The sequence below is a fragment of the Negativicutes bacterium genome (assembly GCA_021372785.1).
Classification (GTDB): Bacteria; Bacillota; JAAYKD01; order JAAYKD01; family JAAYKD01; genus JAJFTT01.
Window position 1 is genome coordinate 1 of record JAJFTT010000048.1, and the last position, 26,562, is coordinate 26,562.

Here is a 26,562-nt window from a genome sequence, read left to right on the forward strand (position 1 = left end):
AATGCCGGGTGACAACGTGGTGATGGGAGTGGAACTGATCACTCCGATTGCCATCGAAAAAGAATTGCGTTTCGCAATTCGCGAAGGCGGCCGCACGGTTGGCGCCGGTGTCGTCACCGAAATCAAAGAAGCCTAGAAGAAGGTAAGCCGTTTCGGTGCGATAATTAGGGTTGCAACTTTATCGCACCAAAACGGGACCGATAATTTGCGATGAAGCAGAAGGTTGCCTGGTGAAATATCCTTTGGCATCAGGGGAATTTTTGCGGAGTTGTCAGTCCGCATAGATCGGACGAAGGAGGAAACAAGAGTGGCACAACAAAAAATTCGTATTCGCCTGAAAGCTTTTGACCACAATCTCTTGGATGCCTGCGCTGAAAAAATTGTGGAAACAGCAAAACGTACCGGTGCACAAGTATCGGGACCAATTCCGTTGCCGACCGAGAAAAACTTGTATACCATTCTCCGTGCTGTGCACAAATACAAAGATTCGCGGGAACAATTCGAGATGCGTACACACAAACGTTTAATCGATATCCTGGAACCGACGCAGAAAACAGTGAATGATTTAATGAAACTGGATCTACCTGCCGGCGTCGATATTGAGATTAAACTTTAACGCCATCAGGGAGGTGAAAGTGGATGAAAAAAGCAATCATTGGTAAGAAATTAGGCATGACTCAGATTTTCTTGGATAATGGTCAAGTCGTTCCTGTTACCGTTGTAGAAGCCGGCCCCTGTGTGGTTGTGCAGAAAAAAACGGTGGAGAACGACGGCTATTCCGCTATTCAAATCGGTTTTGGTGAGATCGCCGAACGGAAAGTGAACAAGCCGGAAACAGGCCATTTCAAAAAAAGTAATCTTGCTCCGAAACGTGTTTTGAAAGAACTGCGTTTGGAGAATGCACAGGATTATGAAGTGGGTCAGTCTCTCACCTGCGATCTTTTCGCAGTAAATGAGTTTATTGATGTCAGCGGGATCAGCAAAGGTCATGGTTTTACAGGCAGTATCAAGCGCTGGAATCATCATCGCGGCAAAATGACTCATGGTTCCAAATTTCACAGGGCTCCCGGTACTTTGGCAGCTCGTGCAGCGGCACGTGTGCCAAAAGGCCGTAAGATGCCCGGACATTACGGCGTTGACAATACGACGATTCTCAATTTGAGAGTTGTCCGCGTGATTGCCGATCGTAATTTGTTGTTAGTCAGAGGCTCCGTACCCGGTCAGGTAGGCAGCCTTTTGACCATCAAGAACGCTGCTAAAAAGTAGCGGGATGATGACAGGAAAGGAGGATAGGCTATGCCTCAAGTAGCTGTATACAATACCCTGGGAGAAAAAGTTGGCGAAATGAGCTTGTGTGAATCGCTTTTCGCAACTGAAGTCAGCGAGCCGAGCCTGCATCAAGCCGTTGTTGCTTATTTAGCTGCACAAAGACAGGGTACCCATTCGACGCTGCTCCGTTCGGAGGTCCGCGGCGGCGGAAAAAAACCTTGGCGTCAAAAAGGAACCGGTCATGCCAGAGCCGGCTCCAGCCGTTCGCCGATTTGGCGAAAAGGCGGTATCACTTTCGGACCGAAACCGAGAGATTACCGCATCAAAATGCACAAAAACGTAAAACGGATTGCCATGCGATCTGCTTTTACCAGTAAAGTCAATGATCAGGATCTGATCATCTTAGAGAGTCTGGATATGACTTCGCCGAAAACCAAAGAAATGGTCACCTTATTAAAAAACCTGAAGATTGATCGCAAAGCTTTGTTCATCACGGCGGGTCCCGAAAAAAATGTTTACCTCTCCGCAAGAAACCTTCCCGGTATCAGCGTAACTTTCTCCGGCAGCGTGAATGTTTATGACATTCTGCTCCATGATAAGCTGATCATCGTGAAAGATGCGGTCGGTAAATTAGAGGAGGTATTTGCGTAATGCGTGAACCTCATGAAGTTCTGGTAAAACCGATTATCACTGAAAAAACCAGTGCCATGATGGCAAACAAGAAGTATGTATTCAAGGTGCATCCGGATGCCAACAAAATCGAAATCAAATATGCGGTGGAAAAAGTTTTCGAAGTTCAGGTAGCCGATGTCAATACCCTGCATGTAAAAGGTAAAAAGAAACGGGTCGGAGCACATTACGGTTACACTTCCGATTGGAAAAAAGCGATTGTTACTTTGACCAAAGATTCCAAGACTATCGGCTTCTTCGATGGGCTATAAGGAGGAGGATGACAAATGGCTGTAAAAACATACAAACCAACCTCTCCGGCCCGCCGTGCCATGACAGGTTACTCGTTTGACGAGATCACGCGCCAAACCCCGGAGAAGTCTTTGCTGGCTCCTTTGATCAGCCGCGGCGGCCGCAATAATCATGGCCACTTAACGGTTCGTCATCAGGGCGGCGGCGCCAAACGGATGTATCGCCTGATTGACTTTAAACGTAGCAAAGACGACATCCCTGCAAAAGTATTCAGTATTGAATATGATCCCAATCGTACTGCCCGGATCGCCCTGATCTGCTATGCGGATGGTGAGAAGAGCTATATTCTGGCTCCTGTTGGTTTGAAGGTTGGCGACACCGTTATTTCCGGTGAAAGCGTTGATATCAAACCCGGCAATGCATTACCTTTAAGAAAAATCCCGGTTGGCACGTTGATTCACAATATCGAATTGAAAATCGGTAAAGGCGGTCAATTAGTGCGCTCCGCCGGTGTATCTGCTCAGTTGATGGCGAAGGAATCGGAATATGTTCACGTTCGCCTTCCCTCCAACGAAATGCGCCTTATCCATGGCAACTGCAAAGCTTCTATTGGTGAGGTAGGTAACCTGGAGCATGAAAATGTAAAAATCGGTAAAGCCGGTCGCTCACGTCATATGGGAATCCGTCCTACCGTCCGCGGCGTGGTCATGAATCCTGTGGATCATCCGCATGGTGGCGGCGAAGGTCGTTCTCCGGTTGGCCATAAGAGCCCTCTGAGCCCGTGGGGTCAGAAAACGAACGGTTTCAAGACTCGCAAGAAGAAAGCATCCGATAAGTACATTGTTACACGACGGAGCAAGTAATAGACAAGGGAGGCTAGACAATGTCCAGATCCATTAAGAAGGGTCCTTATATTGCCGACCACTTGCTCAAGAAGATCCAGGCAATGAATGCGAACCGTGAGAAAAAAGTTGTGAAAACTTGGTCTCGCGCTTCGACGATTTTCCCGGATATGGTTGGCCATACCATCGCAGTGCATGACGGAAGAAAACATGTACCTGTATATATTTCGGAAGATATGATCGGTCATAAACTTGGCGAATTCGCTCCCACCCGCACATTCCGCGGACACAGCGGCGGCGCCGAGAAGACAACCGGTACGAAAAAGGTAGGGGTGTAAGCATATGGAGAGTAAAGAGAGTAAAGCAATTGCTCGTTATATCCGGATAGCCCCCCTGAAAGTCCGTATTGTTATGAACAATATTCGTGGCAAGAATGTTGACGAAGCATTAACGATTTTGCGTTATACGCCGAAAGCCGCTTCGCCAATCATCGCGAAAGTTGTGAAATCCGCTGTCGCGAATGCGGAAAACAATTACGATATGGACAGTTCCCGTCTTTATATCGCTGCTGCATTTGTAGATCAGGGTCCAACGATGAAGCGGGCGCAGCCTCATCAGCGTGGTCGTGCGTTTCCCATTTTGAAACGCAGCAGTCACATCACGATCGTAGTAAAAGAGCGTGCATAGCGACGGAGCGCAAGTAAGCAAGGAGGGAAAATAGAGTGGGTCAAAAAATTCATCCTTACGGTCTGCGTCTTGGCATCATTAAGGACTGGGAATCTCGCTGGTTTGCAACTAAGAATTTCTCAGATCTTTTGGTCGAAGACTACAAGCTTCGTAAGTTTCTGAAAGATAAGCTCTATCAAGCCGGTCTCTCGAAAATTGAAATCGAGCGGACTGCAAACCGGGTCAGCGTGATCCTGTTTACTGCTAAACCTGGTATTGTCATCGGCAGAGGCGGTGCGGGGATTGAAGATCTGCGCAAACAACTCGAGGCGATGGTCAAGAAACCGGTCAATATCAAAGTAAACGAAATCCGTTTTGCCGAAGGGGATGCCCAATTGGTAGCGGAGAATATCGCTGCGCAATTGGAAAAAAGAATCGGATTCCGCCGCGCCATGAAACAATCCATCATGCGTGCGATGCGGTCACCCGGAGTCAAAGGCTGCAAGGTCCAATGTTCCGGCCGGTTGGGCGGCGCCGAAATTGCCCGGGATGAGAAGTTCCATGAAGGCACCATTCCGCTGCATACCCTGAGAGCAGATATCCAATATGGAATTACCGAAGCCAAGACCACTTATGGTCGCATCGGTGTAAAAGTATGGATTTACAAAGGTCAAGTATTACCGAAGCCGAAAGTGAAAACGGAAGCTAAGGAAGGGGGCAAATAAAATGTTACTCCCCAAACGTGTCAAGTACCGCAAACAACATCGCGGTAAAATGCGCGGTCTGACCAAGGGCGGTGCAGAATTAAGCGGCGGCGAATTCGGATTGCAGGCTTTAGAAGCCTCATGGATCAGCGCCCGTCAGATCGAGGCAGCCCGTGTCGCCATGACTCGTTTTATCAAACGTGGCGGTAAAGTCTGGATCAAAATATTTCCGGATAAACCGGTTACGCAAAAACCGGCTGAAACCCGTATGGGTTCCGGCAAAGGTGCTCCTGAATATTGGGTAGCGGTTGTGAAACCCGGCCGTATCATGTTTGAAATCGCCGGTGTGACGGAAGAAACTGCCCGTGAAGCTTTCCGGTTAGCTGCCCATAAGTTGCCGATCAGAACGAAATTTATTAAACGTGAAGAAGTGGGTGGTGAAATCAATGAAGGTTAAGGAATTGCGCAAGCAGATCAGCGATATGAACGCTACCGAGCTTGAGCAAAAGCTCGCGAGTTTAAAGGCTGAGCTATTTAACCTCCGTTTCCAAATGGCTATGGGGCAGTTGGATAATCCAATGCGCATCCGTGAAGTCAGAAAAGCCATTGCCCGCGTCAAAACCCGCATTCGTCAGCGGGAACTCAATATCGGTTAATGGCAGGAAACAAAAAGGAGGAGCCAAATATGATAGATCGCGCTCGTCGTAAAATGAAGACCGGTGTGGTTGTCAGTGATAAGATGGATAAAACCATTGTTGTTTCTGTAGAAAGAATGGTACAACATCCTCTGTATGGCAAACGCATTCGTCTTACTACGAAATTCAAAGCCCATGATGAAAACAACGAATGCCAGGAAGGCGATACCGTGACCATAATGGAAACAAGACCGCTTTCCAAAGACAAACGCTGGCGGTTGGTTGAAATCGTCGAACGGGCAAAATAGTCTTGAAGCCCATTGCAGACGAAAGGGGGATGAAACCACATGATTCAACAGCAGACTGTTTTGAATGTTGCTGATAATTCCGGTGCGAAAACAATTATGTGTATTCGCGTCAAAGGCGGTCATTACCGTCGCTATGGTAATGTCGGCGATACGATTGTTGCTGCCGTCAAAACCGCCACACCCGGCGGCGTTGTTAAAAAAGGCGAAGTTGTCAAGGCTGTCATCGTCAGAACCCGTAAGGGGATGGGACGGGACGACGGTTCTTACATTCGCTTCGACGATAATGCGGCCGTTATTATCAAGGAAGATAAGAGCCCGCGTGGCACTCGTATCTTTGGGCCTGTTGCTCGGGAATTACGCGAAAGAGATTATATGAAAATCATTTCGCTAGCTCCCGAAGTTCTGTAGTCAGGAGGTGTACTAGTTTGACAGCACCTAAAATGCATGTTAGAAAAGACGATACCGTCGTTATTTTACAGGGAAAAGATGCAGGCAAGCAGGGTAAGATCTTAGTAGCGATGCCAAACGACCGTAAAGTCATTGTGGAAGGCATCAATATTATTAAGCGTCATACGCGTCCTTCCAATACAAATCCCAAAGGCGGAATTGTGGAAAAGGAAGCGCCGGTTTTCGCTGCCAGAGTGCAAGTCGTCTGCAAAAGCTGCAAAAAACCGACCAGAGTCGGCCGCAAAATTGCCGAAGACGGCAGTCACGTTCGTTATTGTAAAAAATGCGGACAGTCCCTTGATAAATAGAGGAAGGGAGGTAAACTATCTTGTCCCGATTGAAAGAAAAATATCAAAATGAAGTGACACCAGCTTTGATGGAGCGCTTCAAATACAGCAGCGTGATGAGTGTTCCCCGTCTATCGAAGATTGTGATTAATATCGGCGTGGGAGATGCATTGCAAAACTCAAAATTGCTGGACGCATCGGTCAGTGATCTGACAACAATTGCCGGACAAAAACCGGTGATTACGAAAGCGAAGAAATCAATCGCAAACTTTAAACTGCGTGAAGGCGTTTCAATTGGCACCATGGTGACTTTGCGCGGCGAGCGTATGTGGTCTTTCCTGGATAAGCTAATGAATATCAACCTTCCCCGCGTTCGTGACTTTCGCGGAGTTTCTCCGAAAGCTTTTGATGGTCGTGGTAACTATTCCCTCGGCGTGAAAGAGCAATTGATCTTCCCTGAAATTGAATATGATAAGGTCGACAAAATTCGGGGTATGAATATTTCTATTGTCACCACGGCAAGAACAGACGAAGAGGCCTTCGAGTTGCTGAAAGCACTCGGTATGCCTTTCCGTTCCTAACTGAGGAGGAAGCTTTATGGCTAAGACTTCACTAAAAATCAAACAGAGCCGTCCGCAGAAATTTAAGGTACAGGAATACAACCGCTGCAAAATTTGCGGCCGTCCTCATGCCTATATGCGGAAATTTGGCATCTGCCGCATCTGCTTCCGCAATCTGGCGCATCAGGGACACATTCCCGGTGTCACGAAAGCCAGCTGGTAATATCGAAACAGGGAGGAGGTCGTTTACATGGCTATGACCGATCCGATTGCTGATATGTTAACTCGCATTCGCAATGGTAATGTGGTTTACCATGAAAAGGTAGACATTCCGGCGTCAAAGATGAAAGTGGCGCTGGCGGAGATCCTGAAAAATGAAGGATATATCCGTGATTTTCAACAAATCAGCGACAATAAACAAGGCGTTATCCGGATTTTTATGAAATACGGTGCGGAACGCGAACGCGTAATCACCGGTATCAAACGCATTTCGAAACCTGGTTTACGTGTGTATGTTCACAGAGATGAAATTCCTCGTGTCCTTGGCGGGTTGGGTGTTGCAATTATTTCCACAACATCTGGTCTAATGAGCGACAAACAAGCTCGCGCAGCAGGTCTGGGCGGCGAAGTGATTTGTTATATCTGGTAAAGGAGGTGCCGTAAGTGTCTCGTATAGGTAGAATGCCGATTGTAATTCCGCAGGGCGTTAACGTTACTGTGGAAGGTAACTTGGTAAGCGTAAAGGGACCCAAGGGCACCCTGACACGTGCTTTACATCCGGAGATGAAAATTACTTTGGAAGACGGAGCCCTGCATGTCAGCCGTCCCAGTGACGCTCCGAAGCACCGTGCGCTTCATGGCTTGACCCGCGCCTTGCTGAATAACATGGTTGTCGGTGTCACTAAGGGTTTTGAGAAAAATTTAAACATTGTTGGTGTTGGGTACCGTGCTTCAAAACAAGGCAGGACCCTGGTACTCAATATGGGATATTCCCATCCGGTCGAGATTACTCCTGAGGAAGGCGTCGAAGTTGAAGTTCCCGCTCAGGCCAGAATGATCGTTAAGGGAATCGACAAAGAAAAAGTCGGTGCTCTTGCCGCTGAAATTCGTAAGGTCCGCGAACCGGAACCCTACCTCGGTAAAGGAATCATGTATGAGGGCGAAGTCATTCGTCGTAAAGTCGGTAAGACCGGTAAATAAAGGGATTTGATCAAGAAAGGAGTGACTCCGCTTTGATCCAAAAGCCGGATGCGAATCAAGCTCGTCTGGTTCGTCATTTTCGTGTGCGTAAACAGATCAGCGGGACGGCAGAACGTCCTCGTCTCTGCGTTTACCGCAGCAACAAGCATATTGTCGCACAAGTCATTGATGATAACAGCGGTCACACCCTGGTTGCTGCTTCTTCTCTAGAAAAGGCAGTCCGGGAAGAATTAAAATACGGCGGTAATATCAGCGCCGCTAAAGTGGTTGGCAGTATCGTTGCCAAACGTGCTCTTGAAAAAGGGATCAATCAAGTAGTCTTCGATCGCGGTGGATATCTCTACCACGGCCGTATCGCCGCGCTGGCTGATGCCGCCCGTGAAGGCGGTCTGAAATTCTAGGACGATTGGGAGGGAGTTTTCAATGCAAAAGATTGATTTAACCAATCTGGAACTGACAGAAAAAGTGGTCTCCATCGGTCCTGTATCCAAGACCGTAAAGGGCGGACGTATTCGTCGGTTCAGAACTCTGGTTGTAGTCGGTGACCAAAAAGGTCACGTCGGGATCGGCGTCGGAAAGGCCAGAGAAGTACAGGAAGCCATCAAAAAAGGTACGGACGACGCCAAGAAAAATGTTGTAACGATTCCTATGGTAGGGACTACGGTCCCTCATGTTAATATCGGCCGCTATGGCTCCGCGGAAGTTTTATTGAAACCGGCGGCAGTCGGGACCGGGGTGATTGCCGGCGGTCCGGTGCGTGCGATTTTGGAAGCAGCAGGCATACACGATATTTTAACAAAATCCAATGGATCTTCTAACCCTATCAATCAGGTACAAGCAACTCTCAAGGCCTTAATGACCATGAAGACAGTTGAACAGGTAGCCAAATTGCGGGGTAAAACCGTGGAAGAAATCCTCGGTTAGGGAGGAAAAAATCATGGCAAAACAGATTAAAGTGACTCTATTCCGTGGTTTTGCCGGACGTACCGAAAAGCAGCGCAAAATTGCCCGGGCTTTGGGATTAACCAAACGCGAGCATGTTGTAGTGCATGACGATAACCCGGTAATCCGCGGTATGATCAACAAAATCCCCCACATGTTGATTGTGGAAGAAATTGAAGAATAGGAGGTGCCCTTCGTGAAACTTCATGAACTAAAACCGGCTGCCGGTTCGCATAAACCCCGTCGCCGCGTTGGACGCGGTCTGGGTTCCGGGATGGGCAAAACCTCTACCCGCGGACATAAAGGCCAATGGAGCCGGACCGGCGGCGGTGTGCGTATTGGTTTTGAAGGCGGTCAGATGCCGATTACCAGACGGATGCCGAAGGTCGGTTTCACCAATATTTTCAAAAAAGAATACGCGTTGGTTAACGTAAAATTCCTCGATTGCTTTGAAGCTGGTACCGAAGTGACGCCTGAACTGATGTATCAGGAAGGTCTGATCAATAAACTCCAGTTGCCGGTAAAAGTGCTCGGCCATGGTGATTTAACAAAAGCGCTCACCGTGAAAGCTCACAAATTCTCGGCAGCAGCCCTGGAGAAGATTGAAAAGGCCGGCGGCAAAGCAGAGGTGATTTAATGTTTAGCACCTTTGTAAACGCATGGAAAATACCGGAGCAACGGAAGAAAATCCTGAATACCGGCTTGCTGATCCTTCTGTTTCGCTTAGGTTGTCACATCCCGGTGCCATTGATTGATGCAACCGCAATCCGCAGCATCTTCAGTGAAAGTAACTTCTTTGGTTTCTTGAACGTCATGTCCGGCGGTGCGCTTAAACAAATGAGTCTCTTTGCGCTTGCCGTCAGCCCTTATATTACATCCTCCATTGTGGTGCAACTATTGAGCGTCGTCATCCCGAAATGGGAAGAGATGTCCAAAGAAGGCGAACAAGGCCGTAAGAAATTACAGGAGTATACCCGCTATATCACGCTGCTGCTTGCCTTGATACAAGGTTATGCTACTGCTAATTATATCGGCAGCTTAGGGGCAGTGAGAGATCCTGGCTTCTATTCCTATTGTGTGATCGCTCTGACCTTTACCGCCGGCACCATTCTATTGATGTGGATGGCGGAAACGATCGGTGAAAAAGGCGTTGGCAATGGTGTTTCTCTCCTGATATTTGCAGGCATCATCTCGCAAATGCCGGATTCTGTGATCTCGATGGGCAAGGGTGTTATTGCCGGTACTACCCCCTGGTGGGGAGTGATAATTCTCGTCGTGATTGTTGCCGTCAGCGTAGTTGGTATTGTTTTTGTTACGCAAGGCACCCGGAAAATTCCGGTGCAATATGCCAAACGTGTGGTTGGCCGTAAGGTCTATGGCGGACAAAACACACATATTCCTTTCAAAATTAACCAGGCCGGTGTCCTGCCTGTTATTTTCGCTTCCAGTTTGCTGATGTTTCCGGAAACCATTCTGCAATTCGTCAATGCCGGCTGGGCAGAGAAAGTCAGTTCTTTTATGGGCGCAGGTACGTGGTTCCATACGATCTTGTATGTGCTGCTTATTTTCTTTTTCTCTTTCTTCTATACCATGATCCAATTCAATCCGATTGATACCGCAAAGAATATGCAAAAGAATGGCGGATTTATTCCCGGCATTCGTCCCGGTAAATCGACTTCTGATTTTCTCAGCCGTATCATGAGCCGCCTTACGGTTGTAGGCGCTGCTTTCCTTTGTGCTTTGGTTCTATTGCCTATGTTGCTGTCTGCTGTCACGACCATGAAAACCGGTTTCGGCGGCACAACCATTTTAATTGCAATCAGTGTGGCTTTGGAAACGATTAAAGCGATTGAAGCTCAAGTAATGCAGCGTCATTACAAAGGTTTCTTGCAATAGGAGGCATGGGGTTACTATGCGGGTTGTTTTATTAGGACCCCCGGGAGCGGGGAAAGGCACTCAAGCGGAAGTGATTGTCAAAGCATATGAAATTCCTCACATTTCCACCGGAGATATGTTTCGTTCCGCTGTCAAAGAAGGAACGAAATTAGGAATCGAAGCGAAAGCTTATATGGATATCGGTGCGCTGGTACCCGATGCACTGACAATTGGCATTGTGAAAGAACGCTTGCAGAAGCCGGATTGTCAAAAAGGTTTTTTGCTGGACGGCTTTCCCAGAACATTCGCACAAGCAGATGCTTTGGATAAACTCCTGCAAGAATTAGGCGGCGGTCTGGATGCAGTCCTGAACATTGAAGTTCCTTTTGAAGATCTGATTATACGTTTAACGGGCCGGTTTATTTGCCGGCAGTGCCAGGCTCCCTACCATAAAGTTTTCAATCCTCCCAAGCAAGCAGGCGTCTGTGACCTTTGCGGCGGAGAACTTTATCAAAGAGCTGATGACAGTGAAGCCACTGTTACGGCGCGGCTTGAAGTATACAACCGTCAGACTGCACCGCTCATTGCTTATTATGCGAACTCGAACCGTCTGATCACAATCAATGGTCAGGGATCCGTTGAAGAAGTCGGCAAGCTCATACTTGCTGCTCTTGGGAGTTTGTGATGATTATTCTGAAATCTGAAAACGAAATCAATGCAATGCGGCATGCGGGCACAATCTTAGCCAGGGTTCTCAAAGCGGTGACGGAAGCTGTACGCCCCGGCATCACGACGCAGGAACTGGATGAAATTGCTGCCGAAGTCATTCGCAAAGCGGGATGCAAACCTAGTTTTCTGGGTTATAACGGATTTCCGTCAACATTATGCATTTCTGTGAATGAAGAAGTAGTACATGGCTTCCCCGGTGCAAGAAAGCTGCAGGAAGGTGATATCGTCAGCATTGATGGCGGTGTCATCTACGAAGGAATGCATTCTGATTCGGCTGTCACACTTCCGGTTGGCGAAATCAGCGCTGAGAAAGCACGATTGCTGCAAGTCACAAAAGAAAGTCTTTATTTGGGAATTGCCCAGGCCCTGGAAGGGAACCGCCTCAGCGATATTTCACATGCCGTTCAGGTTCATGCCGAAGCAGCCGGTTATTCGGTTGTGCGTGATCTGGTTGGTCATGGTGTTGGATGTGATTTGCATGAGGATCCCGAGATCCCTAATTACGGATCCCCGCATCGCGGTCCTCGTCTGAAAAGCGGTATGACTTTAGCGATCGAACCCATGATCAACATGGGAAGATACGAAGTTGAAGTGGAAGAGAACCAATGGACTATTGTGACGCAAGACCGACAGCCTTCCGCTCATTTTGAGCATTCCATCTTGATTACGCCAACAGGGCCGCTGATCTTGAGTGTGGATGATGAGGAACCGGTTGAATGATGGAAGCAGAAGATTTTAGAGGAGGATTGAGCTGTAAAACATGTCCAAAGAGGATGTAATCGAAGTAGAAGGCAAAGTTGTGGAACCATTGCCCAATGCAATGTTCCGGGTTCAGTTGGAGAACGGTCATATCGTATTAGCGCATGTGTCCGGGAAGTTGAAACTGAACTTTATCCGCATCCTCACGGGAGATAAGGTGAAGCTAGAGATTTCGCCTTACGATCTCAGTCGAGGCCGCATTACCTATCGGTTGAAGTAACCTAAAACCTAAGGAGGTAAAAATCCATGAAGGTTCGGCCGTCTGTTAAAAAGATGTGTGAAAAATGCAAGATCATTAAGCGCCATGGTCGTGTGATGGTGATCTGTGAAAATCCCAAACATAAACAAACACAAGGTTAACCAAGCACAAAGAGCAAAGGGCTTCTGTAAAACATCATGGCTCTTGACTGCTTAATGCAAGTCAGTGGAGGTGTACGACAAGTATGGCACGTATTGCCGGTGTAGATCTGCCCAGAGAGAAACGTGTGGAAATCGGATTAACGTATATCTTTGGCATTGGTCTTTCAACATCAAGAAAGGTTCTGGGACAAACCGGAATCAGCCCCGATACCCGTGTTCGCGACTTAACGGAAGGTGACGTAGCGAAATTGCGTGAGGTTCTCGACCATGATTATAAGGTCGAAGGGGATTTACGGCGTGAAGTGACCGCCAATATCAAACGCCTGGTAGACATAGGTTGCTACCGTGGCATCCGACATCGCCGCGGCCTGCCGGTTAGAGGGCAGCGCACGAAAACCAATGCGAGAACGCGCAAAGGTCCACGTCGCTCCATGTCCGGTAAAAGGAAATAAGCGGTAAAACCCCAAAGGAGGGATTAGCGATAAATGGCTAAGGCAAAAGCTGTTCGCACCAAACGTCGTGAACGTAAAAACATTGAGTTCGGCGTTGCGCACATTCAATCTACCTTCAACAATACCATTGTTACCATTACCGATCGAACCGGTAATGCAATTTCCTGGGCTACCGCCGGGGGAATGGGTTTTAAAGGTTCCAAAAAGAGTACTCCCTTTGCTGCTCAACAAGCCGCAGAGAAAGCTGCTGCAGCTGCGATGGAACATGGTATGAAAGAAGTAGAAGTATTGGTCAAAGGACCAGGTTCCGGCCGCGAGGCGGCAATTCGTCAGCTTCAAACATCCGGTTTGAACATCAGCATGATCAAAGATGTTACATCGATTCCCCATAATGGCTGCCGGCCACCCAAACGGCGCCGCGTTTAATCTGAAGGAGGAAAAGTTATATGGCTAGATATACCGGACCTGTCTGCAGATTGTGCCGCCGCGAGGGCATTAAGCTCTTTTTAAAGAGTGAACGCTGCTATACCGGCAAGTGCGCTCTGGAGCGCCGTGCCACGATTCCCGGACAACATGGACAGGGTCGTCGCGGTAAAGTATCTGACTATGGTCTGCATTTGCGCGAAAAACAAAAAGCCCGCCGTATTTATGGCATCCTGGAAAGTCAATTCCACCGTTACTTCGCCCTCGCCAAACGTAAAAAAGGCGTTGCCGGTGAAAACTTATTACAATTACTGGAATGCCGTTTAGATAACGTCGTTTATCGTCTTGGTTTTGCCGGCAATCGAATTGAAGCCCGCCAGTTGGTTCGGCACGGACACTTCAAAGTGAACGGTCGTCGGGTGGATATTCCTTCCTACATTTTGAAAGTAAACGATGTCGTTGAAATCAGATCCAAGAGTCGGGCCAGTGCGAAATTCGTTGGTCTGGTGGAAGCACTCGGAGCAAAAGCTGTGGTACCTTGGCTGCAGCTGGATGTTGAGAATTTAAAAGGTTTGGTTTTGCGTATTCCAAGCCGTGAAGAAATTGACATTCCGGTAGCCGAAAACCTGATCATCGAGTTTTATTCCCGTTAATGCATTGGGAACAAGTAGGAGGGTTGGCCTATGTTGGAGAAATTTGATCGCCCAAAAATTGAAATTGTCTCCATTACGAGTGACGATCGTTATGGGAAGTTTTGTGTGGAACCTCTCCAACGGGGTTACGGACACACTTTAGGCAATTCTCTTCGTCGTATCCTCCTTTCAAGTATCGACGGAGCCGCAGTCACCGCGGTTCGAATTCAGGGGGTTGAACACGAATTCACGACGGTTCCGGGTATGCTGGAAGATATCACAGAATTTGTGCTGAACCTCAAGGAACTTCGTCTCAGGATCTTCAGCGATGAAGTGAAAACTTTACGAATTGAAGCACAGGGAGAAGGAATCGTTCAGGCAAAGGATTTGAAGCTGGATGCTGATGTGGAAGTCTTAAATCCGGAACTTAAACTGGCAACATTGGATGCCGACGGTCGTCTCTTTGCCGAAATAACGGCGGAGAGAGGACGCGGCTATGTATCGGCCGACCGGAATAAGAAGAACGATACAACGATCGGTACTATTTGGGTTGACTCCATTTTTTCACCCATTATCCGCGTGAATTACTTTGTTGAAAATGCGCGTGTCGGTCAAGTCACTGACTTTGATAAGTTAACGCTGGAAGTTTGGACCGACGGCAGCATCAAACCGCAGGAAGCAGTCAGCAATGGGGCGCAAATCATCTGTGATTTATTGAATCCTTTTGTCGCCCTGACGGAAACTCATACGGAAGCGGAGGAAATTGTGGCTCATGAAGCCGGTGAGACGAGACAGAAGGAAGACAAATTACGCATGACGATTGAGGACCTGGACTTGTCGGTTCGCTCCTACAATTGTTTAAAGCGGGCAGGTATCAATTCGGTATCTGAATTAGTCAACCGTACTGAAGATGATATGATGAAAGTACGCAATCTGGGAAGAAAGTCTTTGGAGGAAGTTATTATCAAACTTCAAGTCCTTGGCTTATCCTTAAGGGAACAGGAAGAATAAAAGTGACGAAGGAGGGAGAACCATGGGCTATCGTAAATTAGGTCGTAATACCGGACATCGTAAAGCCCTTCTCCGTAACCTGGTGACTTCATTATTGGAAATGGAACAAATTGAAACCACGGAAACCCGTGCAAAAGAAGTCAGTTCCATTGCCGAAAAAATGATAACCCTGGGTAAAAGAGGAGATCTCCATGCTCGCCGTCAGGCTGCCGCCTATCTGACCAAAGAAAGTGTGGCAAAGAAAGTCTTTGACGACGTAGCGAAGCGTTGTGCGACCCGCCCCGGCGGCTATACACGGATTTTGAAATTAGGCCCCCGGCGCGGGGACGCTGCCCCTATGGTGCTGCTGCAATTGGTGGACGGCAAAGTAGAAGCAGCCAAAAAGGAATAAGAAGATGACAGGCCAAACTCTGCTGATAGAAACCAGGAACTTGAGCCATGCGTTTCAAGGTCCGGATGATCAGGAGATTCAAGCGCTTGATTCTGTTAATATGACAATCGCTTCCGGGGAATTTGTGGTGATTTTAGGTGCCAACGGCTCCGGTAAGTCTACCTTGGCCAAACACCTGAACGCTCTGTTGCTTCCAACGGAAGGAACTGTTTGGGTGGATGGTCTGGATACTGCCAGGGAGGAAGCGCTTTGGACGATTCGGCAAAATGTCGGGATGGTCTTTCAAAACCCAGACAATCAGATCGTGGCAACCATCGTAGAAGATGATGTCGCTTTCGGTCCGGAAAACTTAGGGCTTCCCCCTGCTCTCATCCGGGAGCGGGTTGCGGAAGCCCTTGTCATGGTTGACATGAGTGAATTCAGGCAGCATGCTCCTCATTTATTGTCCGGCGGTCAGAAACAACGTGTGGCAATTGCCGGAATTGTTGCGATGCGTCCGAAAATTGTCGTTTTGGATGAAGCGACTGCCATGCTGGATCCGCAGGGACGCAGGGAAGTAATGGCGGCGATTCAGCGGCTGCGCAGTGAAGGGATGACGGTGATTTTGATCACCCATCACATGAACGAGGCGGTCCTGGCGGATCGTATCATCCTGCTGGATCAGGGCCGGATTGTTGACCAGGGCACTCCGCATGAAATTTTCCAAAAACGAGAGCAAATGAAGGCATTGGGTTTGGATATTCCTCAGATTGCGCAATTGGCGGCTTTACTGAAGGCCGATCATCTGATCGAGCAGGATGATTTGCTTACTGTGGAAGAGATGGTGAAACAATTATGTCCATCATCTTAAAAAACGTCGGTCTGGTCTACAGTCCGGGTACTCCTTTTGCTGCCTTTGCCTTACAAGATATCAATTTGGAAATCGGCAGCGGCAAATTGGTGGCAATCATTGGGCATACCGGTTCCGGAAAATCAACCCTCGTGCAGGTCATGGCCGGTCTGGAGCAACCCAGCAACGGGGAAGTGACGCTGGACGGTATTGTTTTGTACAAAAAAAGCACAGACAGAAAACAGCTGCGCAGGAAAGTCGGGATGGTCTTCCAATATCCGGAGCATCAGTTATTTGAAGAAACCGTCGAAAAAGAACTCACTTTCGGTTTGCAGAAACAGGGCAGAGGCGAAGAGGAAATTCGCGCTCAAATGGAAAAGGCGATGCAGTTTGCCCAATTAGCACCGGATTTGCTCAGCCGGTCCCCTTTTGAATTATCCGGCGGTCAAATGCGGCGATTGGCGATTGCTTCCGTCATTGCGATGGAACCGGATTATCTGATTATGGATGAACCGACAGCCGGTCTCGATCCGGCCGGCCGCGACGAGATCTTGAGTGGTTTGGCCAAATGGCAGCGTCAAACGAAGAAGACAGTCATCTTAGTCTCCCATAGTATGGAGGATGTTGCGAAACTGGCGGAGGAAATTCTGGTGTTAAGCGATGGCCGCCTGGTGATGTCGGGTGATACGAAGAGTATTTTTGCCCGTGGGGAAGAGCTGCAGCAAGTGGGACTCGATGTTCCGCAGGTAACCGCTTTGATGATGGAGTTGAAGCGGAAAGGCTGGCAGGTCCCCACCGATGTGATCAGTGTGGAGGAAGCCTATGCCAGTATTTCCGCACAGCTCAGGAGGGGACGGCCATGAATTTATTACGGGGAGTGACCATTGGCCAGCATTATCCTCTCAATTCGCCGATCCATCATCTGGATCCGCGCTTTAAGATTTGTTTTGTGTTTATCTATATTACGGCACTGTTTACCGCGAACGGGCCGTTCGCCTACACGGTTCTGCTTCTGTTTTGCTTAATGGTCATCTATTTGTCTAAAATCCCTTTTAAGCTGATTTTGCGGGGGCTGAAGCCTGTCCTATGGATCGTTGGCTTTACCCTGCTCCTGCACAGTTTTAGCACCGCTGAGGGAGAGATCCTCTGGCAATGGTGGCGGTTCACTCTGTACAGCGGCGGTATTCTGCGCGGTGTGATGATGTCAAGCCGTCTGATTCTGCTGATCAGTCTGACCTCGCTGCTGACCTTAACGACCTCGCCCATTGCCTTAACCGACGGATTGGAAATGCTGATGAAGCCGTTGCAGCGCTTAGGCTTCCCTGCCCATGAATTGGCGATGATGATGACCATTGCCTTGCGTTTCGTGCCGACTCTGATTGAAGAAGCGGATAAAATCATCAAAGCGCAGACAGCCAGAGGTGCGGATTTCGAGCAGGGCGGTTTAATTTCCCGCGCCAAGAATCTGCTGCCTGTCTTGGTTCCTCTCTTCATCAGCGCATTTCGCCGGGCTGATGATCTCGCCATCGCAATGGAAGCACGCTGTTATCGCGGCGGCGAACACCGCACCCGCATGAAAGAATTGAAAAGCGGCGGCAATGATTGGATTGCCCTGCTGATTCTCTTGGCTTGCTTTACGCTCATTCTTCTACTCAGACTGTCCGGGCTGGATGTCTGGCAGGTTGCGGGGAATTAATATGAAAAGCATTCGTTTGAATATACAGTATGACGGCAGCCGGTATCACGGCTGGCAGCGTCAAGCAAATAGTTTGACGATTCAGCAGCTGATTGAAGAAGCTATCACACGGCTAAGCGGGGAAAGCGTTAGTCTCTGCGGGGCAGGCCGTACCGATGCCGGCGTCCATGCGCTGAATCAATGGGCCAATTTTAAAACAGAAAGTTCCATTCCGGCGGAAAAATGGTCTCTGGCGCTGAATCATATCCTGCCAAGCGATATCCGCATCATGCATTCCGAAGAGTGTCAGCCGCTCTGGCATGCCCGCTTCGTACCGCATCAAAAGACCTATCGTTATACCATTGAAACGGCTCCGGTGGCTTCTCCTTTTCGGCAGGCGTATGTCTGGCATCGCCGGGGGGATTTGCAATTCGCCAGCCTGCAGGCGGCCGCAGCGTTGGTGCTGGGAGAGCATGATTTCAGTGCTTTTTGTGCGTCACATAGCGAAGTGAAGAACAAGGTGCGTCGCGTTGCCGTCTCACAGTGGCGGCAGGAAGACACACGTTTGATCTACAGCATCACCGGAAACGGGTTTCTCTATAATATGGTTCGTCTGCTGGTTGGATTTATGGTGGAAATCGCTTCCGGTAAGCGGGAGGTGCAACAGATGCAGAGCTTTCTGAGTGATGCCTGCCATTGTAAAGCCGGCTTTACGGTACCGCCGCAGGGACTTTGTCTGTATGAGATAGTTTATGAAGAAATGCCTGTGCTACTTGACATCAGCACAAATATTGACTAAAATAGTAATGTTCTGTATTTCTGTCTTCCGGTAACCCCGATATCTGACGACAGGAAGCGAAAAACCCGTGATATAGCTACTTTGAAAAATAAACGGAGGGAATACCGTGCGTACGACCTATATGGCCAAATCTTCTGAAGTGATCGATAAATGGTGGATCATTGATGCAAGCGGTTTGGTGTTGGGACGCGTAGCAGCCGATGTGGCGGCAATTCTGCGTGGCAAACACAAACCAACCTTTACTCCTCACGTCAATTGCGGTGATCATGTTATCATTATCAACGCCGACAAAATTGTTCTGACCGGAAACAAATTGGATCAGAAATTTGACGAGCATTATTCCGGATATTGGAGCGGCTTAAAGCGCGTTCCGTATCGTATTCTTATGGATAAGCATCCTGAGCGCGCTTTGGAAAATGCCGTCAAAGGCATGTTGCCGCATACTCGTCTTGGCAAACAGATGATGAAAAAATGCCGCATCTATGCCAGCCCCGAGCATCCTCATGAAGCACAATGCCCTGAAGTCTGGGCAATCGGCAACAAATAACGAAAGGGAGAAACGACAGTGGTACAATATCGCATTAAAAATTATGCTACCGGCCGCCGCAAGAGTTCTGTGGCTCAGGTTCGTTTGATTCCCGGAACCGGTAATATCATTGTGAATAATCGTGGCATTGACGAATATTTCGGTCTTGCCACCTTAAAGCTGATTATTCGTCAACCTTTGGTTCTTACCAAAACCGAAGCGGATTATGATGTCATCTGCAAAGTGGAGGGCGGCGGCAATTCCGGTCAAGCCGGTGCGATCCGTCATGGTATCTCCCGTGCGCTCTGCTCGATTGATGCGGAAATGCGTCCGACCTTGAAAAAGGCTGGTTTTCTCACCCGCGATCAACGGATGAAAGAACGTAAAAAATACGGCTTAAAGAAAGCACGCAAAGCGCCGCAGTTCTCCAAACGTTAATTCTGCCGCAATCAAAACTTACGATCAAAACGCGAGCAGTTGTCGGATTGCTGGAATCCGGCAGCTGCTTTTGCATGTACAAAATACGGCCGTCGGTTTCTCGATGCCAGGCGTGCCTGACGATTATCACGAATTAGATTGCATAAAAAATAAAATTGATAGATAGGTATAATATTCAGAAGGAATTTTAAAAAAAACGTCAAAACTGTATGTGAAGCTTGATTAACAGAAAAACGGCAACAACAAAATATCCCAAATCGCAGCGAGGCTAAGGAGGATAAAAATGAAACCATTGATCCTGATCACGGGGGAAGACGAATTTGATCCCAAATCGCATAACCCATTTTATTTGATTAAACGCAGTTATGGCACGGCGGTAGCCGGCGCGGGAGGTACGGCAGTGATGCCGCTGGACCCGGTGTTATGGGCGAGTTACGCCGAAATGGCGGATGGCTTGCTGCTGACCGGCGGTGTGGATGTTCATCCGGCACGTTATCATGAGATCTTCATGGATTATGATCCAAACTCCGGCGGACCTGCGCCTTTCGTCATCAGCGTGAGCAGGGACTCCATGGATTTTCTGCTCTGTCAGGCATTTTTGCAGGCGGGCAAGCCAATCATGGGAATCGGACGCGGTTTGCAGGTGATCAATGTCATTTTGGGCGGCACCTTAGTGCAGGACATTGCGATTTTGCTGCAACAGGAACACCCGATTGGCCGGCATCACTGGGTTTCGACAACAAGCGGCAGCCGCTTGCGGCAATTGCTGGGAGAAAAGCTGGAAGTGAACAGCTATCATCACATGGCAGTCAAGATGTTGGGAAAGGATCTGCAGGTCAGCGCCTGGTCCGAAGATGGTCTGATTGAAGCAATCGAGCATACAAGCCTGCCGGTTTTTGCGGTGCAGTGGCATCCGGAGACCTATCGAACCGATGACGAGGAAATTCGGGCCCTGCATGCTGCCGTGACAGAACCGCTCATGACGGCGGATGGCAATGAACTCGCAAAGCAAATCACAGCGAGCGAACATAAAAAAGCCATTCCGGGTTATCGGACCGATGCGGATGTGGTATTGCCGACCGATAGCGCCTTGTTTAACTACTTTGTTGCTTTATGTAAAAAGGAGGGCAAATAAAGTGAAAAAACCGATCATAATGATCATGTGGGGAGCTTGTCTGGACAATCAATTTCTCTCTCATGGCATGATGCTGAGCAAAGCCTACAGTGCGGCAATTACCTCCGGCGGCGGGATTCCGCTCCTGCCTTTGGTGCAAAGCCAAGTGATGGAATATGCCGAACTGGCAGACGGTTTGCTGCTGCCGGGAGGGATGGGTTATGTGCCGCGCCCTCAATTGGGAAAACATCTGGCGCAGGAACGTTTTTCACGTCAATCGGATTTTGAGAGTAAACTGTATCAGGCGTTCAAGGCCGCCGGGAAACCGATCCTGGGGATTTGCGCCGGCTGTCAGAAAATCAATTGTGAAGAAGGCGGCACGCTGGAATTGGATTTCCGGCGGAAAACCGGCATAGAACATCATCTGGGCAGCAGCCACGCTGTAAAAGCGGCCGCAGGAAGTTTGTTTGCACAATTGTTTGGTGATCACTTTTGGATTAACAGCTATCATGGTTATAAAATCAACCAATTGGGTGAAAAGTTAAAAGTGACGCTGCTGTCGCCGGAAGGAATTCCCGAGGGGATCGAGCATTTGGAATACCCCATTTTTGGCACACAATGGCATCCCGAACGTATGCGCGGTGATTTCCCCAATCCACCGGAGGGACCGGATACAACGGTGCTTTTTCGTCATTTCATCCGGTTGTGCGAGGCGCGACGGGATCAAAAATAAGTTGGGGAAATTCAAACAATCCGGCAATCCGAAAAAACAACGTCAGAAAACTGCAGTCCGCAGAGTTGAAAAAGAGAAGACCGGATTATTCTGCTGCCAGGCGAAACGAGTGGCATAATTTTACAGATACCTGCGATTGATCAGAAACCGAAATTAAAAAGTAAAATGAAATTATTTAGTTCTAAATATAGCAACGCAGTGCGGATTTTTCGGATACCAAAGTATATTATAAACGTAAAATTATAAAAATACAGGCCGCCACGATCACATCAATACCATATTATGTAATTAATATAAAAAAATATTTTATAAAACAAAATCATCAGAGGCATATCGACTAATTCTACGGATAAAATGCATAACCGACCGAAAGAAATAATATTAAAAAAAAAGGAATTCGAGCTGCAGGTGCATAATGATTAAGAAGACAGATTCCTGTCAATGGTTGTTCTATTTTGCAGGGAATTGATGTGCGACCATCATAAAACGGAATGCGTTAAAGGAGGAGTGTGACGATGAAGACAGGGATTGTAGGCCCAAAGATTACTGTTGAAAGAATCATTGCAAATTTGGAAACCAAAAAGCTCTTTGTTGAATATGTTCCCATCATTTACGACAAACTGCAGGATGCTGTGGCAATGGTGCGGGCGCATATCGGAATCGTGGATAATTTTTATTTTACCGGTCCGATACCGTACCACTATGTCCGGACAAAAATGAGCTTGCCGTGTCCGGTGGAATATCTTACGGTAGATACGAATGCTTTTGCTGTGATGCTGTTTCAGGCCAATTATCATTTCCACTGTGATATCAAAAAGGTGACTGCGGATTTTTATGATAACGTAAATCTTGCCAAAGCGTATAATCTCCTGGAAATTCCTGCCGCGCAGGTCAAGATTCTGGAAGCGCAATATGATATTTTCGACGATGAATATCCGGAGAAGAACGCGGAATTTCATATTGCCAATATTGCGGAAGGGAACGCGAATTTCTGTCTGACCGGAACCGTGCGGACTTACGAAATACTGAAAGAGAAAGGATATCCCGTCATTTTAGCCATGCCTTCCCAGGAGCAGCCTGAAATGCAGATCAATCAGCTGCGGTTGCGTAATGTGATGGCTTTGCGGGATGAAAATGAATCTTCCGTCATTTCCATTGGGGTGGAATACGGAGTCGAAGAGGAGGGCGCCATTACCACCGAACTGCAGAATTATCAGATCCGCGGACAGATTATGGAGAAGATCTATTATTACGCTCAGAGACTGGATGCAGCTGTGGAGAAACAGGAGAATGGTGATCTGGTCTATCGCATCTATACCACCAAATCGATTCTGAGCGATGAAACCAGCGGTTACCGAAAGCTGCGCTTGCTGGATGAATTGCCGGGCCTTTTTGGGGTCACTAAAGTCGGGATTGGCATCGGTCTTGGTAAGACAACGGCAGAAGCAAAGAGAAATGCTGATTTTGGCCGTGAACGCGCGAGTAATTATGAAAGCGACTGCTTCTTTATTGTCTATGAGGATCAGAAAATCGCCGGACCAATCATCCAGGCCGAAGTGGTCAAAAAGAATGAAGAAATCAATGGTGAACTCTATTTGATCTCCCGGGATACGCAGGTTGGTTTGGATAAACTGATCATCATCGATGCGGTCCTCGACCAGTATGGGGTTGACGTGATCACTCCGGGAGAATTGGCTCGCCTATGCGAATTACCCCTGAACCGAGTCAACCGCCTGATCACCAAACTGGAATCAGCGGGTTACGCCAGAGTTATCGGCAAAAAACCGTTGAACGGTTCGGGCCGCCCCAGCCGTCTCGTTCAAATCAACCTGAAAAAGCGGATTTAATCCGCTTTTTCGGTTTTTTGGCAGGGAGTACCGCTGGCAAAGGAGCGGAAGAATTGAAGGAAGGGTTTGTCGAGTTCAATTTTGCGGAATTATTCGTTGATACTTTTTTTACCGCTAGCTATGTATAAAATGAAAAGAAATAATGTCAGGCAGACAACCAAACCAGGCATCGGCTGCCTGACAGAACTCAGAATGGAGGATTTGAGATGACCATAATTCCGGGGAAGATTTTTTCCTTTCTCGTTCTGATTGTGCTGAGTCTGATGACGGTTTATCTGATTAAGAAAATGCAGAAGAGCAGTGAGCCGGTGGATGTCCGGCGCTTGGCAGGTTTGGACGCGCTGCAGGAAGTGGTTGGCCGCGCTACGGAAACCGGACGTCCCATTCATTACAATCCCGGTATGGGTTCCGTAGAAAGCGCCAGTACCGGCGCGCGCGTCCTGGGTGGCATGGAGGTTTTGGGTTGGCTGAGTTACCAATGTGCCCGCTATGATACGCGCCTGATTTCGACTTACTGCGCTCCTTCCACTTATGCGATCGCGCGCGAAGTCATTCGGAACGGATATGTGCAGGCAGGGAAACCGGAAAGCATGAGCGAAGAAACCGCGCAATTTTTGTCCAGCGATCAAATGGCATTTGCCATGGGTGCGGTGGCCATTATGCAGCGGGAACGCATCGCTTCCAATGTGCTGATCGGCAGTTATGGCGCAGAATGTTTGCTGTTGGCGGAAGCCGGCAATACGCTGGGAGCGATCCAGATTTCCGGTGATACCAATGCTTACCAATTGCCTTTCCTGATTGTGACTTGCGACTATTCTCTGATTGGCGAAGAACTTTTTGCCGCCGGGGCCGTTTTGAGCAACAACCGCGATGTCTATGGTTCCCTGATCGCGCAGGATTACGGCAAATTGGCCGCCTTGGTCTTGATCATCGTCGGCAGCGTGCTGGCGACCTTCGGCAATACGGTTTTAACGAACTTATTCAGCTGGTAGGAGGTGAGCGTAAATGAAAAGAACAGTTCCGTTGATCATTGCCTTTTTAGTTGGCATGGGTTTATTGTTGGATAACTTTATTACCTTTGCTCCGTTGAACACTTCCATGGTGACTTTGCGTTCCTGGCTGGTTATCATTGCCTTGTTTTCCCTGATGGTAGCGGCGCTCAACCTGCTTATGGTGCATATCCCGCGAATCATGAGACGCAAAGGTACCTGGTCACAGAGTATCGTCCTGGTTACCTTTATGCTGCTGACCATAATCAGCGGTATTTTCATCGGCACCAAAGGAACCGTCTATCAGACCCTTTATACCGGTATTATGACGCCGGGCGGCTCTACCGTCAATGCGTTATTGGCTTTTTTTATTGCATCTGCCGCTGTGCGAACCTTCCGGGCGAGAAATCTGGAATCCACGCTTCTCCTGATTACTGCTATTATTCTGATGCTGTCCAATGTCACCATTGGTAATGCGATCAGTCAGTACATTCCTGTCGTCGGTAATTGGCTGACCAATGTACCGAATGCGACCGCACAGCGCGGCTTGATTATTACCAGTTCACTGGCCTTTGTCACCATTAATTTAAGAAACATCCTCGGCTTCAGCACGCAGTGGCTGGGCGGCAAAGATTGAGGGGGCGGGCAAATGAAAAAATTCAACCTATTCGATCCCGACAAAAAGATCACGTATCTCTTGCTCCTGATTATGATCATTTTCCCGTTGATCCATCCTCTGGGTATCGCCATCAAACCATCGGAAAATACCATTCTTGCTTATAATTATGTGGAATCTTTAAAACCGGGTTCTTCCGTCATTCTTTTTATTGACTTTGGCATGGGCAACAGTGCCGAACTGACACCGCAGGTGATCGCTTCGTTGAAACACTTTGCCAGGAAAGACCTGAAAGTTTATGCCGCCACGCAAGTGCCGGAAATGGCGACCGCTCTCGAAACCTATTTGGAGCAGACCTATGGAGTGATGGGCAAGGTTTACGGTGAAGATTATATCAATCTGGGATATTTTGCCGGGGCAGAATCCGCCATTGGCGCCATGGGTGACAGCCTGATCGCTGTCTTTAAAAAGGATATCAGAGGCAATGACCTGACCGCCATTCCAATGATGAAAGAGGTTGTGAAATTACCGGATATCAATGTGGTTTTTGCCGTGACGGCCTCCGGAACCATTCCATTCATCCGTCAGTGCAATGCCAAGTTCGGCATGCCGATTATTTTCTCGGTCAATGCGGTGATGGGCCCCGCCAATGTGCCTTATGTTCAGTCCGGACAGGCGGTATCCGTGCTGGTAGGCAGCACAGGAGCTGCGCAATATGAGACGATGATTGGTGCGCCGGGTACGGCAACCGCTGCCATGGATGCGCAGTCTCTGGCTCATGTTGTGATCATTCTTTTGATTCTTTGGGGTAATATTGGCTATTTCGTGGAAAAGCGTCAGAAAAAAGCAAAGAAATCAGCAGAGAAAAAAGCCTAAGGAGGTGCACTTATGCAAATCAGTCATAATCCTGTCGTCTGGCTGGCCGCCTTTGTGACGGTCTCGATCCTCAGTTTCGTTTTCTGGAATGACAGTCCTTTTTATAAATATGTGCAAAGCGCTTATTTAGGCGTAGCTGCTGGTATCACGGTGGTGGTTGGCTGGGGCAATTTAAAAAATCAGGTGATTACACCCTTAACAAACGGTGACTTCCGCATGATTGTGCCGATTCTTTTTGGCTGTCTCTTGTTGGTCCGCTTTATTCCCGGTTTCAACTGGGTCGCACGGTATCCGGTCGCCATCTTAGTCGCCGGCGGCGCCGGTTTGGGCTTAGCCAATACCGTACAGGCTCAGTTTGTCAGTCAGATCAAAGCCGCTTTACTGCCTCTCAACAGCGTCAATAATCTGATCATGTTTGTCGGCTTAATCGCTGTGATTGCCTTCTTTTTCCTGACCGGTCGGACCACGCACGCGATTGAAAAACTAAAACTGGGTTGGCTGACCTATCTTGGCCGTCTTGTTTTGATGGTTGCATTCGGCGCAGCCTTTGGCACCACGGTCATGGGCCGCTGTTCCATCCTGATTGGCCGCCTGCAGTTCCTTTTGACCGACTTTCTCGGTTTATAAAGAAAATTTACTATCAGCGGGCAGGCTTGCCCTTGAAAACGAACATTCTTCCTCTTTGGCGGCAGGAAGGATGTTCGTTT

At 48.3% G+C, this 26,562-nt stretch carries 45 protein-coding genes; all 45 read left to right on the forward strand.

The window, feature by feature from the left end; all coding sequences use genetic code 11:
• Positions 1-136, forward strand: a 136-nt coding sequence (gene tuf / locus LLG09_06220; protein ID MCE5196706.1) for an elongation factor Tu, incomplete at its 5' end; no start/stop codon positions are given.
• Between the two features lie 171 nt (positions 137-307).
• Positions 308-616 carry a 30S ribosomal protein S10 gene (gene rpsJ, locus LLG09_06225; GenBank protein ID MCE5196707.1) on the forward strand — a complete coding sequence of 103 codons (309 nt, stop codon included), beginning with the start codon at positions 308-310 and terminating at the stop codon, positions 614-616.
• A gap of 23 nt (positions 617-639) precedes the next feature.
• Complete coding sequence (rplC, locus tag LLG09_06230; GenBank protein ID MCE5196708.1) at positions 640-1,266, forward strand: 50S ribosomal protein L3; 627 nt, start codon at positions 640-642, stop codon at positions 1,264-1,266.
• Between the two features lie 30 nt (positions 1,267-1,296).
• Complete coding sequence (gene rplD / locus LLG09_06235; protein ID MCE5196709.1) at positions 1,297-1,920, forward strand: 50S ribosomal protein L4; 624 nt, start codon at positions 1,297-1,299, stop codon at positions 1,918-1,920.
• On the forward strand, positions 1,920-2,210 hold the full coding sequence (gene rplW, locus LLG09_06240) for a 50S ribosomal protein L23 (GenBank protein ID MCE5196710.1): 291 nt from the start codon (positions 1,920-1,922) through the stop codon (positions 2,208-2,210). The genes rplD and rplW overlap by 1 nt, the downstream gene beginning before the upstream one ends.
• Positions 2,211-2,225: 15 nt before the next feature.
• Complete coding sequence (gene rplB, locus LLG09_06245) at positions 2,226-3,053, forward strand: 50S ribosomal protein L2 (GenBank protein ID MCE5196711.1); 828 nt, start codon at positions 2,226-2,228, stop codon at positions 3,051-3,053.
• A 20-nt stretch (positions 3,054-3,073) separates the two neighbouring features.
• Positions 3,074-3,370 carry a 30S ribosomal protein S19 gene (gene rpsS, locus LLG09_06250; GenBank protein ID MCE5196712.1) on the forward strand — a complete coding sequence of 99 codons (297 nt, stop codon included), beginning with the start codon at positions 3,074-3,076 and terminating at the stop codon, positions 3,368-3,370.
• A gap of 4 nt (positions 3,371-3,374) precedes the next feature.
• Entirely contained in the window at positions 3,375-3,719 is a 345-nt protein-coding gene (gene rplV, locus LLG09_06255) for a 50S ribosomal protein L22 (GenBank protein ID MCE5196713.1), read from the forward strand.
• Positions 3,720-3,754: 35 nt separating this feature from the next.
• The gene (rpsC, locus tag LLG09_06260) at positions 3,755-4,423 is read left to right on the forward strand and encodes a 30S ribosomal protein S3 (GenBank protein ID MCE5196714.1); all 669 of its coding nucleotides are present in this window, start codon (positions 3,755-3,757) and stop codon (positions 4,421-4,423) included.
• Position 4,424: 1 nt separating this feature from the next.
• Complete coding sequence (gene rplP / locus LLG09_06265; protein MCE5196715.1) at positions 4,425-4,859, forward strand: 50S ribosomal protein L16; 435 nt, start codon at positions 4,425-4,427, stop codon at positions 4,857-4,859.
• The gene (gene rpmC / locus LLG09_06270; protein MCE5196716.1) at positions 4,849-5,058 is read left to right on the forward strand and encodes a 50S ribosomal protein L29; all 210 of its coding nucleotides are present in this window, start codon (positions 4,849-4,851) and stop codon (positions 5,056-5,058) included. The genes rplP and rpmC overlap by 11 nt, the downstream gene beginning before the upstream one ends.
• A 29-nt stretch (positions 5,059-5,087) precedes the next feature.
• Positions 5,088-5,345 carry a 30S ribosomal protein S17 gene (gene rpsQ, locus LLG09_06275; protein ID MCE5196717.1) on the forward strand — a complete coding sequence of 86 codons (258 nt, stop codon included), beginning with the start codon at positions 5,088-5,090 and terminating at the stop codon, positions 5,343-5,345.
• Positions 5,346-5,384: 39 nt separating this feature from the next.
• Entirely contained in the window at positions 5,385-5,753 is a 369-nt protein-coding gene (rplN, locus tag LLG09_06280) for a 50S ribosomal protein L14 (protein ID MCE5196718.1), read from the forward strand.
• A 17-nt stretch (positions 5,754-5,770) separates the two neighbouring features.
• On the forward strand, positions 5,771-6,100 hold the full coding sequence (gene rplX, locus LLG09_06285) for a 50S ribosomal protein L24 (GenBank protein MCE5196719.1): 330 nt from the start codon (positions 5,771-5,773) through the stop codon (positions 6,098-6,100).
• Positions 6,101-6,120: 20 nt separating this feature from the next.
• A complete protein-coding gene (gene rplE, locus LLG09_06290; protein MCE5196720.1) occupies positions 6,121-6,660 on the forward strand; it encodes a 50S ribosomal protein L5 in 540 nt (179 codons plus the stop codon).
• A gap of 16 nt (positions 6,661-6,676) precedes the next feature.
• A complete protein-coding gene (locus tag LLG09_06295) occupies positions 6,677-6,862 on the forward strand; it encodes a type Z 30S ribosomal protein S14 (protein ID MCE5196721.1) in 186 nt (61 codons plus the stop codon).
• A gap of 27 nt (positions 6,863-6,889) precedes the next feature.
• The gene (gene rpsH / locus LLG09_06300) at positions 6,890-7,288 is read left to right on the forward strand and encodes a 30S ribosomal protein S8 (GenBank protein ID MCE5196722.1); all 399 of its coding nucleotides are present in this window, start codon (positions 6,890-6,892) and stop codon (positions 7,286-7,288) included.
• 14 nt (positions 7,289-7,302) lie between these two features.
• Positions 7,303-7,839, forward strand: coding sequence for a 50S ribosomal protein L6 (rplF, locus tag LLG09_06305; protein MCE5196723.1), 537 nt, complete (start codon positions 7,303-7,305; stop codon positions 7,837-7,839).
• A gap of 32 nt (positions 7,840-7,871) precedes the next feature.
• Positions 7,872-8,240, forward strand: a complete 369-nt coding sequence (gene rplR / locus LLG09_06310; GenBank protein MCE5196724.1) for a 50S ribosomal protein L18 — start codon at positions 7,872-7,874, stop codon at positions 8,238-8,240.
• Between the two features lie 22 nt (positions 8,241-8,262).
• A complete protein-coding gene (gene rpsE, locus LLG09_06315) occupies positions 8,263-8,763 on the forward strand; it encodes a 30S ribosomal protein S5 (GenBank protein MCE5196725.1) in 501 nt (166 codons plus the stop codon).
• A gap of 13 nt (positions 8,764-8,776) precedes the next feature.
• Positions 8,777-8,965 (forward strand): 50S ribosomal protein L30, encoded by a 189-nt coding sequence (gene rpmD / locus LLG09_06320; protein MCE5196726.1) that lies wholly within the window; start codon positions 8,777-8,779, stop codon positions 8,963-8,965.
• Positions 8,966-8,977: 12 nt separating this feature from the next.
• Positions 8,978-9,418: a 50S ribosomal protein L15 gene (gene rplO, locus LLG09_06325; protein ID MCE5196727.1), complete on the forward strand. Its 441-nt coding sequence runs from the start codon at positions 8,978-8,980 to the stop codon at positions 9,416-9,418.
• Entirely contained in the window at positions 9,418-10,677 is a 1,260-nt protein-coding gene (gene secY / locus LLG09_06330) for a preprotein translocase subunit SecY (protein MCE5196728.1), read from the forward strand. Before rplO ends, secY begins: the two co-directional genes overlap by 1 nt.
• A gap of 16 nt (positions 10,678-10,693) precedes the next feature.
• A complete protein-coding gene (locus tag LLG09_06335) occupies positions 10,694-11,341 on the forward strand; it encodes an adenylate kinase (protein ID MCE5196729.1) in 648 nt (215 codons plus the stop codon).
• On the forward strand, positions 11,341-12,105 hold the full coding sequence (gene map / locus LLG09_06340) for a type I methionyl aminopeptidase (protein MCE5196730.1): 765 nt from the start codon (positions 11,341-11,343) through the stop codon (positions 12,103-12,105). The genes LLG09_06335 and map overlap by 1 nt, the downstream gene beginning before the upstream one ends.
• Positions 12,106-12,145: 40 nt before the next feature.
• The gene (gene infA, locus LLG09_06345) at positions 12,146-12,364 is read left to right on the forward strand and encodes a translation initiation factor IF-1 (GenBank protein MCE5196731.1); all 219 of its coding nucleotides are present in this window, start codon (positions 12,146-12,148) and stop codon (positions 12,362-12,364) included.
• Between the two features lie 26 nt (positions 12,365-12,390).
• Positions 12,391-12,504, forward strand: coding sequence for a 50S ribosomal protein L36 (gene rpmJ / locus LLG09_06350; GenBank protein MCE5196732.1), 114 nt, complete (start codon positions 12,391-12,393; stop codon positions 12,502-12,504).
• Between the two features lie 83 nt (positions 12,505-12,587).
• On the forward strand, positions 12,588-12,956 hold the full coding sequence (rpsM, locus tag LLG09_06355; protein MCE5196733.1) for a 30S ribosomal protein S13: 369 nt from the start codon (positions 12,588-12,590) through the stop codon (positions 12,954-12,956).
• Positions 12,957-12,989: 33 nt separating this feature from the next.
• Positions 12,990-13,382, forward strand: coding sequence for a 30S ribosomal protein S11 (gene rpsK / locus LLG09_06360; protein ID MCE5196734.1), 393 nt, complete (start codon positions 12,990-12,992; stop codon positions 13,380-13,382).
• A gap of 20 nt (positions 13,383-13,402) precedes the next feature.
• Positions 13,403-14,032, forward strand: a complete 630-nt coding sequence (gene rpsD / locus LLG09_06365; GenBank protein MCE5196735.1) for a 30S ribosomal protein S4 — start codon at positions 13,403-13,405, stop codon at positions 14,030-14,032.
• Positions 14,033-14,062: 30 nt separating this feature from the next.
• Entirely contained in the window at positions 14,063-15,022 is a 960-nt protein-coding gene (locus LLG09_06370) for a DNA-directed RNA polymerase subunit alpha (protein MCE5196736.1), read from the forward strand.
• A 22-nt stretch (positions 15,023-15,044) separates the two neighbouring features.
• Positions 15,045-15,413 (forward strand): 50S ribosomal protein L17, encoded by a 369-nt coding sequence (gene rplQ, locus LLG09_06375; protein ID MCE5196737.1) that lies wholly within the window; start codon positions 15,045-15,047, stop codon positions 15,411-15,413.
• A 4-nt stretch (positions 15,414-15,417) separates the two neighbouring features.
• A complete protein-coding gene (locus tag LLG09_06380) occupies positions 15,418-16,263 on the forward strand; it encodes an energy-coupling factor transporter ATPase (GenBank protein MCE5196738.1) in 846 nt (281 codons plus the stop codon).
• On the forward strand, positions 16,248-17,105 hold the full coding sequence (locus LLG09_06385) for an energy-coupling factor transporter ATPase (GenBank protein MCE5196739.1): 858 nt from the start codon (positions 16,248-16,250) through the stop codon (positions 17,103-17,105). Before LLG09_06380 ends, LLG09_06385 begins: the two co-directional genes overlap by 16 nt.
• The gene (locus tag LLG09_06390) at positions 17,102-17,938 is read left to right on the forward strand and encodes an energy-coupling factor transporter transmembrane protein EcfT (protein ID MCE5196740.1); all 837 of its coding nucleotides are present in this window, start codon (positions 17,102-17,104) and stop codon (positions 17,936-17,938) included. The genes LLG09_06385 and LLG09_06390 overlap by 4 nt, the downstream gene beginning before the upstream one ends.
• Position 17,939: 1 nt before the next feature.
• Positions 17,940-18,716 (forward strand): tRNA pseudouridine(38-40) synthase TruA, encoded by a 777-nt coding sequence (gene truA, locus LLG09_06395; protein MCE5196741.1) that lies wholly within the window; start codon positions 17,940-17,942, stop codon positions 18,714-18,716.
• 106 nt (positions 18,717-18,822) lie between these two features.
• Positions 18,823-19,263 (forward strand): 50S ribosomal protein L13, encoded by a 441-nt coding sequence (gene rplM, locus LLG09_06400; protein ID MCE5196742.1) that lies wholly within the window; start codon positions 18,823-18,825, stop codon positions 19,261-19,263.
• 18 nt (positions 19,264-19,281) lie between these two features.
• The gene (gene rpsI, locus LLG09_06405; GenBank protein MCE5196743.1) at positions 19,282-19,680 is read left to right on the forward strand and encodes a 30S ribosomal protein S9; all 399 of its coding nucleotides are present in this window, start codon (positions 19,282-19,284) and stop codon (positions 19,678-19,680) included.
• A 283-nt stretch (positions 19,681-19,963) separates the two neighbouring features.
• The gene (locus LLG09_06410; protein MCE5196744.1) at positions 19,964-20,815 is read left to right on the forward strand and encodes a gamma-glutamyl-gamma-aminobutyrate hydrolase family protein; all 852 of its coding nucleotides are present in this window, start codon (positions 19,964-19,966) and stop codon (positions 20,813-20,815) included.
• A gap of 1 nt (position 20,816) precedes the next feature.
• Positions 20,817-21,527 (forward strand): gamma-glutamyl-gamma-aminobutyrate hydrolase family protein, encoded by a 711-nt coding sequence (locus LLG09_06415; protein ID MCE5196745.1) that lies wholly within the window; start codon positions 20,817-20,819, stop codon positions 21,525-21,527.
• Between the two features lie 515 nt (positions 21,528-22,042).
• Positions 22,043-23,374, forward strand: a complete 1,332-nt coding sequence (locus LLG09_06420) for a hypothetical protein (protein ID MCE5196746.1) — start codon at positions 22,043-22,045, stop codon at positions 23,372-23,374.
• 206 nt (positions 23,375-23,580) lie between these two features.
• A complete protein-coding gene (locus LLG09_06425; GenBank protein MCE5196747.1) occupies positions 23,581-24,366 on the forward strand; it encodes a hypothetical protein in 786 nt (261 codons plus the stop codon).
• A gap of 13 nt (positions 24,367-24,379) precedes the next feature.
• A complete protein-coding gene (locus LLG09_06430; protein MCE5196748.1) occupies positions 24,380-25,000 on the forward strand; it encodes a hypothetical protein in 621 nt (206 codons plus the stop codon).
• A 12-nt stretch (positions 25,001-25,012) separates the two neighbouring features.
• A complete protein-coding gene (locus tag LLG09_06435) occupies positions 25,013-25,855 on the forward strand; it encodes a hypothetical protein (protein ID MCE5196749.1) in 843 nt (280 codons plus the stop codon).
• A gap of 12 nt (positions 25,856-25,867) precedes the next feature.
• The gene (locus LLG09_06440) at positions 25,868-26,482 is read left to right on the forward strand and encodes a hypothetical protein (protein MCE5196750.1); all 615 of its coding nucleotides are present in this window, start codon (positions 25,868-25,870) and stop codon (positions 26,480-26,482) included.
• The last annotated feature ends 80 nt before the right edge of the window (positions 26,483-26,562 follow it).